At 46.1% G+C, this 11,747-nt stretch carries 6 protein-coding genes and 1 pseudogene; 2 read left to right on the top strand and 5 right to left on the bottom strand.

The genetic code is table 11. The features are described from left to right. Positions 1 to 51: 51 nt before the first annotated feature. A pseudogene (locus AACT52_RS40725) lies at positions 52 to 2,346 on the top strand (two-partner secretion domain-containing protein); the annotation flags it as partial. Between the two features lie 235 nt (positions 2,347 to 2,581). Beyond that, positions 2,582 to 5,497, top strand: coding sequence for a two-partner secretion domain-containing protein (locus AACT52_RS40720; RefSeq protein ID WP_073635785.1), 2,916 nt, complete (start codon positions 2,582 to 2,584; stop codon positions 5,495 to 5,497). Positions 5,498 to 5,570: 73 nt separating this feature from the next. Here AACT52_RS40720 and AACT52_RS40715 read toward each other — a convergent pair whose 3' ends face one another. From AACT52_RS40715 to AACT52_RS40690, 5 genes are all read right to left on the bottom strand, one after another. Then, the gene (locus AACT52_RS40715) at positions 5,571 to 5,729 is read right to left on the bottom strand and encodes a hypothetical protein (protein WP_198941087.1); all 159 of its coding nucleotides are present in this window, start codon (positions 5,727 to 5,729) and stop codon (positions 5,571 to 5,573) included. A gap of 863 nt (positions 5,730 to 6,592) precedes the next feature. Further along, positions 6,593 to 6,787, bottom strand: a complete 195-nt coding sequence (locus tag AACT52_RS40705; RefSeq protein ID WP_073635784.1) for a hypothetical protein — start codon at positions 6,785 to 6,787, stop codon at positions 6,593 to 6,595. A 323-nt stretch (positions 6,788 to 7,110) separates the two neighbouring features. After that, the gene (locus AACT52_RS40700) at positions 7,111 to 8,496 is read right to left on the bottom strand and encodes a hypothetical protein (RefSeq protein WP_143172969.1); all 1,386 of its coding nucleotides are present in this window, start codon (positions 8,494 to 8,496) and stop codon (positions 7,111 to 7,113) included. A gap of 1,186 nt (positions 8,497 to 9,682) precedes the next feature. After that, positions 9,683 to 10,369: an ABC transporter ATP-binding protein gene (locus AACT52_RS40695; RefSeq protein ID WP_272937140.1), complete on the bottom strand. Its 687-nt coding sequence runs from the start codon at positions 10,367 to 10,369 to the stop codon at positions 9,683 to 9,685. Between the two features lies 1 nt (position 10,370). Beyond that, entirely contained in the window at positions 10,371 to 11,630 is a 1,260-nt protein-coding gene (locus tag AACT52_RS40690) for an ABC transporter permease (RefSeq protein WP_073635780.1), read from the bottom strand. Positions 11,631 to 11,747: the final 117 nt, after the last annotated feature.

The raw sequence follows: 11,747 nt of genomic DNA, 5'->3' as shown, positions 1-11,747 counted from the left end.
TATACCTTCGTTTAATTTTACCAGAATGTATTAGACCCAACTGAGAACCGCTATAAATTCAGTGCCACTCCATCACAAGACTTACCCCTGTTGACCATAACCGCACCTATTGGATTGGGTATGGGCAGCAATCCAGGATCGATTCAGGTTACTGGACCTGGGCACGACATTAACTATGAGGATATTACCAAGCTAGGACCGCGTCCTAAAATTGACACTAGCTTTGAGGGATTGCAAGTAAAAGAGGGGCAAACCTTAGCACTCGTGGGAGGTAATGTGTCGAGCTCTGGTGGCATTCTCAAGTCACCATCCGGACGTATTGAAATCGCCAGTGTTGGTAGCAATGGAGTTGTGAGCCTGGTGCCAATACAACAAGGTTGGAAGTTGGGTTATGATGCTCCCAGTTTTGGCGACATCCAGTTTTCACAGAAAACATTCGTGAGTACCACAGGTGATGGTGGTGGTTCGATTGCGATGACTGGTAGGAACATCAGTCTCACAGGTGAGTCAATTGTACAAGCTGATACCCTTGGCGATACAAATGGGGGAGAAGTTAGCCTTGTCGGCGAGAAGATAGGTATCAATGAGTCCAACATCACAGCGAACACCTACAGTTCCGGGAATGGTGGACAAATTAAGCTGGTTGCCAACAATATCACCTTTGAGAATCAGCCCAGGAAGGATACTCTCGTTAGCGTCGGCACTCAAGCATGGGGCAAGGGTGACGCTGGAAATATCAACATCAGCGCAAATTCTTTTTTGCTTGAAAATACAAATATCGTTAGCAATACAGAGGAGCCTAGCATAGGAAAAGCCGGAGACATCAACATTCAAGTCGCAGGCTCTATGGTGGTAAAATCGTCTGGTATACTAAGCGACACCATCACGGATAACGCTGGAAAAGTTAACATCTACGCAAATTCTTTACAAACTGATAACTCAGCAGTTTTAAGCCGTACAGCAAAGCCAGGTAATGTTGGAGAAATCAACATTCAGGTCGCTGACTCTTTGGAAGTACAAGGCACAGCTATAGAGACTGTTAGCTTTGGCAACGGTGACGCTGGAAACATTAACGTGAGCACAAATTCTTTTTTGCTTGAAGGATCAGGAATCAAAACTTATACGGGGGAAAATAGCCGAGGGAACGCTGGAGACATCAACATTCGGGTCGGAAATTATTTTGTAATAAAAAATACAGGTATATTAACTGATACTTTTAATAGTAACGCTGGCAACATCACCATCTATGCAAATTCTTTGCAGATAGAAGATACAGGGGTGTATAGCCGTACGATATATACAGGGAAATCAGGAGATATCAACATTCAGGTTGCAGGCTCTTTTGTAAGCAAAGTTATGGGTATTTCTACTGATACTTATGGCGTGGGTGATGCTGGGAAAATCAACATCAGTGCAAATACTTTGCAAATGGACGGTTCTCAGATCAGGAGTGCTACGGGGGAAAATGCCACAGGGAACGCTGGAGAAATTAACATTCAAGCAAACCGTATGGACTTACGGAACACTTCATCTGTAGATACCGATGTCTCTGGCAAGGGGAACGCTGGAAACATCAGCATTGTGGCAGATACCATTCAGCTTGATACTCAGAGTCAGATTAATGCATACACCACAATCGGTCAGGGTGGAAATATTGGGCTACAGATAGGAAACTTACTTTTGTTGCGTCGTGGGAGTACCATCTCCACTACTGCAGGCACGGCACAACAGCCTGGAGACGGCGGCAACATCACTATCAATGCTCCTAACGGTTTCATCGTTGCCGTCAGGGGTGAGAATAGCAACATCACTGCTAATGCTTACACTGGCATTGGTGGAAGAGTGGATATTAAAGCATTTGGCATCTATGGCATTCAACAGCGCCAAAGCCTAACTTCCCTGAGTGACATTACTGCCAGTTCAGAGTTTGGTGTAGACGGCACTGTAGAACTCAATACACCTGATATTGACCCAAATCGGGGATTAGTGCAACTACCTACAAATTTCTTTGATGTTTCACAACAAATTGATACTAGCTGCAATCCTGGTAGCAGGCAAAGAGCTAGTTCGTTTGTTGTCACCGGACGCGGTGGCATACCCCCCAGTCCCTTAGATATATTGACCCCAGATGCAGTGCAGGTAGATTGGGTGACTCTCAATCCTAGCAGTGACAACCGCGCTCGTTCATCTGTTACCAGCAAACCAACTATTGCTACACCAGAACAGATCGTAGAAGCAACTGGGTGGGTGAGAAACTCTAAGGGAGAGGTAGTACTGACAGCTAATCCGCCTCGGCTCACGTCTGATGGTTCATGGCAGAACCCTCTGTCTTGCGGTGGTTTTTAAATGTCACCGAAATAAAAGGGCGCTACGCCACTTCAGGCATGGGGAGGAAGCCCTTTAAGGGGGATTTTAATCCGCTTCAAATATACGTTGCCAAGTTTGATAACGTTTTGTAAAGAATTAGCGGCGTTTGCGTAAAATCGCCACTCTCTAGCTGAGAAGTATACAGGTGTTAACTTGACTTCCACTAATTGTGGTTGATTTAAGGTGCAATTACTACACAGCTTGGGAGAATGCAATGGCTGGTTTGAGAAGTACTTGTTGCGGCGCTTTCTTAGGAATTGCAATCACTAGCGTGTTTCCTTTTTCTGCAAACAATGCTTGTGCTCAAATTATTCCCGATGCCACTTTACCGACTAACTCCAGCGTTTCACCAGACGGTAACAACTTCAATATCACTGGAGGAACCAAGTCTGGAAGCAACTTGTTCCACAGCTTTAAGGAATTTTCCGTTCCTACTAGTGGCACGGCTTTCTTTAATAACGCTCTTGACATTCAAAACATCATCAGCCGAGTTACGGGTGGGTCGATATCTAATATTGATGGTTTAATTCGCACCTTAGGGACAGCTAACCTTTTTCTGATTAATCCCAATGGAATTATCTTTGGTCCTAATGCCAGTTTAAATATTGGGGGTTCGTTTATTGGTAGTACTGCTAGCAGTATAAATTTTGCCGATGGTACTAAATTCAGTGCCACTCCATCACAAGACTTACCCCTGTTGACAATAACCGCACCAATTGGACTGGGTATGAGCAGCAATCCAGCACCGATTGAGGTACGAGGACCAGGGCACGACATTAATTATGAAAATATTGTCAAGGCAGAGGCTGATGACATCAGACAAGCCCGTCCCCCAGTTGACACTAGCTTTACGGGATTGCAAGTAAAAGAGGGGCAAACCTTAGCACTCGTGGGAGGTAATGTGTCCTTTGAGGGTGGCATTCTCAAGTCACCATCCGGACGTATTGAAATCGGCAGTGTTGCGAGCAATGGAGCTGTGAGTCTCGTACCGATACAACAAGGTTGGAAGTTAGGTTATGACACTCCCAGTTTTGGTGATATCCAGTTTTCACAGAAAACATTCGTGAGTACCACAGGAGTAGGTGGTGGTGTCATTGCAGTTGCTGGTAGGAACATCAGTTTGACAGGTTCGTCAATTGTACAAGCTGATACCCTTGGCGATACAAATGGGGGAGAAGTTAGCGTTGTCGGTGAGAAGATAGGTATCAACGAGTCCAACATCAGAGCGCACACTTACAGTTCCGGAAATGGCGGACAAATTAAGCTCCTTGCCAGCAACATCACGATTGAGAATCAGAATGCCGTGACGACTCAATCATCCAGCACCGGTGACGGCGGACAAGTTAACCTGGTTGCGGACAACATCACCTTTGAGAAGACTGGCGTGGGAAGTGCCGCATGGGGCACGGGTAAGGGCGGACAAATTAACCTGGTTGCCAACAACAACATTACAATGAACAATCGCACTTACGTGGTCAGTGAAGGATGGGGCACGGGTGACGCTGGAGACATCAACATTCGGGCAAATTCTTTTTCTATGCTAGAAGAAGCTTCGGGTGTCCTTAATAGTACACAGGGAAATAGCACAGGAAAAGCCGGAGACATCAACATTCAAGTTGCAGGCCCTATGGTGGTAAAGAGCGGCACTATATCAACCGATCCCATCACGGATAATGCTGGAAAAGTTAACATAAGCGCAAATTCTTTACAAATTGATGACTCAGCACTGTATAGCGGTACAGCAAAGCCAGGTAAGGTTGGAGAAATCAACCTTCAGGTTGCCGACTCTTTGGAAGTACGAGGCACAGCTATAGAGACTAAGAGCTCTGGCAACGGTGACACTGGAAACATCAACATCAGTGCAAATTCTTTTTTACTTGAAGGATCAGGAATCGATACTTATACGGGAGAAAATAGCCGAGGTAACGCTGGAGACATCAACATTCGGGTTGCCGATTCTTTTATCATAAAAAATACAGGTATAATTGCTGATACTTTTCAAAGTAACGCTGGAAATATCAATATCTACGCAAGTTTTTTACAAACTGATACCTCAGGAGTGTTTAGCCGTACGATATATACAGGGAAATCAGGAGGAGATATCAACATTCAGGTTGCAGGCTCTTTTGTGAGCAAAGGTACAGGTATAACTACTGACTCTTATGGTGTGGGTAATGGTGGAAAACTCAACATCAGTGCAAATGCTTTGCAGATGGACGGTTCGCAAATTAGGAGTGCTACGGGGGAAAATGCCACAGGGAACGCTGGAGAAATTAACATTCAAGCAAACCGTATGGAGTTACGGAACAGTTCATCTATAAATACCGATATCTCTGGCAAGGGGAACGCTGGAAACATCAGCATTGTGGCAGATACCATTCAGTTTGATACTGAGAGTGGGATTAATGCAAATACCACAACGGGTCAGGGTGGAAATATTAGGCTAGAGATAGGAAACTTACTTTTGTTGCGTCGTGAAAGTTCCATCTCCACTACCGGAGGCATTGCCCTAAAGGAGGGAGACGGCGGCAACATCACTATCAATGCTCGGTCGGGCTTTATCATCGCCGTTAGGGGTGAAAATAGCGACATCTCTGCCAATGCTTACACTGGCACAGGTGGAACAGTGGATATTAAAGCATATGGCATCTATGGCATTCAACCCCGTCAAAGCCTAACTTCGCTGAGTGATATTACTGCCAGGTCAGAGTTTGGTGTAGACGGCACTGTAGAACTCAACACACCTAATATTGACCCAAATCGGGGATTAGTGCAACTACCTACAAATTTCTTTGATGTTTCACAACAAATTGATACTAGCTGCAATCCTGGTAGCAGGCAAACAGCCAGTTCGTTTGTTGTCACCGGACGCGGTGGCATACCCCCCAGTCCCTTAGATATATTGACACCAGATGCAGTGCAGGTAGATTGGGTGAGTCTCAATCCTAGCAGTGACAACCGCGCTCGTTCATCTGTTACCACCAAACCAACTACTGCTACACCAGAACACATCGTAGAAGCAACTGGGTGGGTGAGAAACTCTAAGGGAGAGGTAATACTCACAGCTAATCCGCCCACAATCACGTCTCATAGTTCATGGCAGAACCCTCTGTCTTGCGGTGCTTTTTAACGTATTCCACGGAATTCCCCACCCTATAAGAGGGTGGGGATGGATAGTGGGGCGAAGACGAAAGCATCCCTTTTTAAGGGGTGCTTGAGGAGTCGCCAGTTTCTGGATTTGGCAGCCTGTCAATCCAATCTTCAACTAACTGAGTCATGGTTTTTTCTTTAGTAGCGGCGTATAACCTAAGTTTATTTAGACGACGTTCTGATATTCGTAAATTCAATCCTTTTTTACTCATAAATATCTACACAACATCTACATAATTGATAGTATATAGATGGTTGATAACCCACCTGACCGTATTGAACAGACAGGCTAACATCAAAGTAGACGTACGAGTCTTGCCGCAGATAAATCGGTAGATCAGGGAAAGAACATGACCACTGGTTCGTATGATTACGCTCTGCGGTAAAAGATAAGCCAAGCCATGTTGCACGAAAAAACAATCAAACTGCCTTGGGAAGCAGGGCGGCTGCCTGGGTTCCTCCGCAGCGGGGATAAAGCTGGAAACAGCAGAGAGGGAGAGTAAGACCATCACCGACTTGAGTGTCGGACTTGCGGCAACGCAAGTACCTAACGTGGCATCTGCCAATGAGACAGGAAGCCCCATCCGCGCGGAGCGGTGGGGTACTTCACATGTCAGTATTCACATCTTAAGCAATTGTGTTGCTGACTGACGTAGCGTTACACTTCGTTACATTATGTGCTCAGAATGCACGTAGTGCGATTCGTTCAGCCGAAATCCAAATTGCACAGATGGCTGGTTTGGCTATATTCTACCCCCTGATAACTGGCGACACAATCAAACCATCCTTAAGGTGGATGACTCGCTGGGTTTGAACGGCGACATCAGCCTCATGGGTAACGATAATAATTGTAATGCTTTGGTTGTTCAAGTCAGTCAGCAACTCCAACAACTAAGGCACGCCAATCTAAAATAATCCGCCGGTAGAGACGTTACATCTAACCTCTCTACAGGTATCTGAAACTGTCGAAAAATTTTCGTCGTGCAGTACTAGGTTTGTACTGTTAGTCACAGTTGCTGATGCTCCCAGCAGCTTTGGGTATTGTGGAGTAGTTTTTATTGCAACCAGTTTTTTACTATTTGGAACCCCAGATGGACAAGGCAATGAGAACTGCGATCGCCTGATTGCAGCGATTAATGCGATGGCGCTTTTCTCCCGCCTGGGGCGATGTTCCCTCTGGGAGCCGCCCTGCATGGCGATGGCGCAGAGCGCCCGCTGAGTCCTTCGGACACGCGATCGCGTTCGCGATCGCGTCTGATTTTGCCTGCATCCTCACCGTAACTCATATGCCTCACCTCAAAGAAGCCTTTCAAGCCCGGATTGAAGTGAGTAAAACTCAGCAGGTGGCGCTGCGGGCGCTATGCGCCCGCAAGCTTGAGGCGATTGCAAAGGTGCCAGTGCCCCTTGGGCAATCGCGTGATTCATATTTTGGTTCAGCAACGCCAAAATGTAAATCAACTCACGTCGAAAGACGCAAACTTTTTGACCCGCCATTCACCTACACCCAAACTTCGTTATGGGTGCAGTACTCTCAAAGGCTCTTTGATAGACAGGCTGATCGATGCAAAAACTGGCGATGGTCTGCTACAACTTTTAGGCTGTGGCAGAGAAATCATAATTCGGGTTGTTGTAGCCTGGATTTGATATGGCAGATGTTACAAGGTCAGGACTGCTGAGTAAACTGCTGACATCAGTGCCTATAGCTTGGCTTGGCGTACTACTACCTAGCGATATCAGTTCACCACTAACAGAGAAATTCCAGCCTTCATTACCAACGAGTGTATTGCCATCACCACTGGCTTCAATCCGGTTTCCGAGGAGATTGCTGTTACTTACACCCGCTGTGTTGCCACTACCAAGGATGTCGTTGTTACTACCAGTCTGTGTATTGGCATTACCAAGGATGTCGTTGTTATTGCCTAAGTTCCAGTTACCGTTACCGTTGGTTGTGTTATCGCTACCAAAGCCCCAGTTGCCATTACCTTCGGTTTTGCCGCCATCACCGTAGTTCCAGTTACCGTTACCGTTGGTTGTGTTGCCACTACCAAAATTCCAGTTACCATTACCGTCGGTTGTGTTGTTACTACCGTAGTTCCAGTTACCGTTACCTTGACCACTGTTGCCGGTGGCATCTGCACCATCTAAGTTTTGAATATCAGATATCCAGTTGTCGCTGTTATAAGGTACAGGTTGACCGTTGCCAGTTTCAGGTAGGTTGCTACCACTCTCGTTCGAGGGAGGAGTGCTGCCAAATGGTAAGTTGCCGGGGAGGTTGCCTCCAGCGACGGCATTGCTACCACCAAAGACACTATCACCACCAGATGCGCTACCACCAGCAAAGGCATTGTTAGCACCAGAGGCACTATCACCACCAGAACCGCTACCACCAGCAAAAGGATTGCTACCACCGGAGGCACTATCACCGCCAGATGCGCTACCACCAGCAAAAGGATTGCTACCACCGGAGGCACTATCACCGCCAGATGCGCTACCACCAGCAAAAGGATTGCTACCACCGGAGGCACTATCACCGCCAGATGCGCTACCACCTAATGCGCTGGTGTCACCGCCAACGACTCCGACCAATTGATTGAACGGGTTATTAGTATCAGTTAAAGCCCGTTCGTCGAGTGGTCGCTCGTAATTGTAGGCGTACTGTCCATCTGCACTGGTTGTGGATGAATTGCCACCACCGATGAAGGAAGCAAAGGTATTACTACCATCAGCAGCGCCACCGCTACCAGCGCTGCCACCGCCGCCAGCACCGCCAGCACCGCCAGCGCCGAAGCCACCACTAGCACCGCCAGCACCGCCAGCACCGAAGCCACCACTAGCGCCACCAGCACCGCCACCTTCTAAAGTGCTGCCATCGGTGGACTGCCATGCGCCATCAGTGAAAGAAAAATTGCCATTACCAGTTAAATTGTTGCTAGTACCTTGTGACCCACCAGTTTGATTGCTATTGTCAGAAGTTGCCATTAGAATTAAACTCCTATTGCTCAAACTGAAATTCCCCTAGAAAGAGGAAGATCAACGACATGAATGAAAGCATTTTTTGACTTTCATCTTCAATAAAGAAATACTATTTTCTAACTACATAACTATTTTTGACAGCTAGTTAGAATTTGCTTGTAATTCAGTTAAAATTCAGTTACAAATCGTTTGATTTAATCAAGCCTTAATTAACCCAAAATCAAACTAAAAAACAGTGATCACCACACTTAACAAAAGTATACGAGATAAGATTTACGTTTTAAATGAACAAAATTTAGATTTGATTGTTAATTCTTTTGATTTTGTTCAAGCAGAATATCATGCAAGGTAAGAATTCAGGTCTCTCTGTGTCCCTGAAGAGCGATACTTTCAGGATTTGCTCGCTCACTCTTGAAAACAGGCATTATCTAATAATAAATAAGTTTGGCGATTCTCCTGCCATCTGCATTGTAACTTCCACAGATTAGTGCTGGGTAATCTATGGTTGCCATCCTCCTACAGACTGATAGAAAACAAAAGATTAATCACAGAAATGCCAAATCTCTGAATTCTAACCGCCGACAGATTTATACTTCTTAACAGCTTTCTAACATCTGGGAAGATACCCTATTCCCGAAGTTACTATTATAGAAGCTTATGATGTTGTGATAATTGGCGCTGGTCACAATATACTTGTTTGTGCCTTATTGCGTACTTTTCACTGTTAAAGGTGCCATTTATCGCGCTAAGAATTAGTGCCAAATAATCCTGAAAGAACGAGCTTTAGCTAAAGCTCAAAAAAAACATACCGAGGATAATTTACCTGTTCATAGTTTCCAAACTTTGCTAGCAGATTTAGCTACTTAATAGGAAGTTGCCAAAGATAGTATCATTTGATGGAAGATAAAGACTGCCATCAACTATGCCGCGATCGCCCGAAGGGCACTGCCCTAAGTCCTTACGGACACGCTACGCGTTAGCGTTCAGCTCCTCCCTGTTGCCAACCCCCACCTGCGGAAGTTCCTAGCGCTCGCCACGGTTTTAACAATGTCTTGCGAGTTCGGGATGATATTTTCCGTCGTCAACTGTTGGCGGTCAGATCCTGTGTCTTTAGCTGCTGCGGTTATGAGTCTAGCTGTTGCGGCTGGTAAACGTAAATCTGCTTGATTATTTTTACTTCCGCCATTGTGTACTAGTGCCTAGTAACAGGCGACACAATCAAACCATCCTTAACATGAATAACTCGCTGGGTTTGAGCAGCGACATCAGCCTCATGGGTAACGATAACAATCGTGATGCCTTGGTTGTTCAAATCAGTCAGCAACTCCATCACTTCCTGAGAAGTCTGGCTATCTAATGCTCCTGTTGGTTCATCCGCCAGCACTAAAGCGGGACGATTGACCAAAGCGCGGGCGATCGCCACCCGTTGCTGTTGTCCTCCAGAAAGTTGATTGGGGCGGTTATGCAGCCGTTCTGCCAGTCCGACTCTGGTAAGGGCTTCTATTGCCCGCTTGCGTCGTTTCTGTCTAGGAATGCCAGCATAAACCATCGGCAGCATCACGTTTTCAACGGCGGTAGCGCGAGGTAGTAAGTTGAATTGCTGAAAGACAAAGCCAAGGCGCTGATTGCGGATGTATGCTAATTCGTCATTATTTAGAGTTGTCAGGTTCCGACCTTCCAAAACGTAGTGTCCATCGGTTGGGCGATCCAGACAGCCAATGATGTTCATCAGGGTAGACTTGCCAGAACCAGACATTCCCATGATGGCAACATATTCTCCTTCCTCAATGGTCAGGTTGATACCTTTAAGAATCGGTACTTCTGTATCAGCTAACCGATAGGTTTTGGTAATGTCTTCCATCCAAATCATGGTTGCCATATTAATCACTCCGTAAAGCAGCTATGGGGTCAAGTCGGGCGGCGTTGCGGGCTGGAATCACCCCTGCTACCAGCCCAGTCACTAACGAAAATCCAAATCCGGCAATGATTGACCAGAAAGACACAACAAACGGAAATTTAAATATGTTAGCTGCTGCCAGGGCAAGGCAAATACCAAATCCAATCCCAATCACTCCACCGATAACAGCAACCACGACTGCTTCAGTGAGAAACTGGCTCAAAATCGCGCTGTAGGTCGCTCCTACGGCTTTGCGAATGCCAATTTCTCGGGTTCTCTCTACAACCGAAACCAGCATGATGTTTGCAATACCAATGCCCCCTACGAGTAGGGAAATCCCTGCGATCGCCCCCACCAAAATTGTAAACAATCCTACAACACTGCTGAAAGTGTTGATAATGTCAACTTGATTGATGATGCGAAAGTCGTCTGGTTGTGGCGGGTATATATTATGACGGATACGAAGCAAGTTCGTTACCTGAAACTGGGCGGCGTCAAGCTGCGCCTCGTTCTGAGCCTTTAACCATAAACCATTAATAGCAGTACCGTTAAGAGCATTATTGCCGACAATTCGCGCAGACATATTCGTAAGAGGAATATACATTTGGTCATCTACGTTCTGTGCGCCTGCTGCTCCCTTCGATTCCATCACGCCAATAACTTTGTAGCGTCCGTTCTGAATGCGAATATCAGAACCAATAGCAGATGAGCCAACACCAAATAAATCATCGCGCACTTTACTACCTAGCACGACAACAGGATTAGCGTTGTCTAAGTCCTCCTGAGTAAAGTACTGTCCTTCTTGGGGGTGAATATTTTTCACCTCTGGGTAATTCAAATCAGTTCCCAGTACCTGCGTGGAAACGTTCTGTCCTGCATAAACCACCTGTACCGCACGTTGTAGATAGGCGGTGACAGACTCGGCAGCAGTAACCTGTTGGGAAACAGCCTGGGCATCTTCCCATGTTAGCGTTGATGCAGAACCAAAACCCTGGCTGATACCTCCAGAGCGTGCCGCTCCCGCCAGTACCAGTATAACATTCGAACCTAAAGCTTGAATCTGCTGCTCAGTAGCTTTCTGGATACCTTGACCCACAGAGGTTACAGCAATTACAGAGGATATACCGATGATTACCCCCAACATCGTCAGCCCTGTGCGGAGACGATTACTCCACATAGCTTCTACTGCCATTGTCAGGATTTCAACTAACGAGACTTTCGTTGGGCGAATAGACCTTACCATTTAAATGACCATTTTTGAATTCAAAATATACCTACGGCACGCACTTTACAAAATTCCGAGAAATAGTTTTAATTACAGCGGTTTTCATTTAGATGAAGTACAAATTCATCTGTGTCC

The organism is Scytonema sp. HK-05, from assembly GCF_963872035.1.
In the GTDB taxonomy this organism is placed as follows: Bacteria; Cyanobacteriota; Cyanobacteriia; order Cyanobacteriales; family Nostocaceae; genus Kalymmatonema.
This window is presented reverse-complemented; position numbering and strand designations above follow the sequence as displayed.

Bases quoted from the DNA above. Each gene is read 5' to 3' on its own strand.
- AACT52_RS40720 (WP_073635785.1), top strand. From the start codon at position 2,582: ATGGCTGGTTTGAGAAGTACTTGTTGCGGCGCTTTCTTAGGAATTGCA.
- AACT52_RS40715 (WP_198941087.1), bottom strand. From the start codon at position 5,729: ATGAGTAAAAAAGGATTGAATTTACGAATATCAGAACGTCGTCTAAAT.
- AACT52_RS40705 (WP_073635784.1), bottom strand. From the start codon at position 6,787: ATGCAGGCAAAATCAGACGCGATCGCGAACGCGATCGCGTGTCCGAAG.
- AACT52_RS40700 (WP_143172969.1), bottom strand. From the start codon at position 8,496: ATGGCAACTTCTGACAATAGCAATCAAACTGGTGGGTCACAAGGTACT.
- AACT52_RS40695 (WP_272937140.1), bottom strand. From the start codon at position 10,369: ATGGCAACCATGATTTGGATGGAAGACATTACCAAAACCTATCGGTTA.
- AACT52_RS40690 (WP_073635780.1), bottom strand. From the start codon at position 11,630: ATGGTAAGGTCTATTCGCCCAACGAAAGTCTCGTTAGTTGAAATCCTG.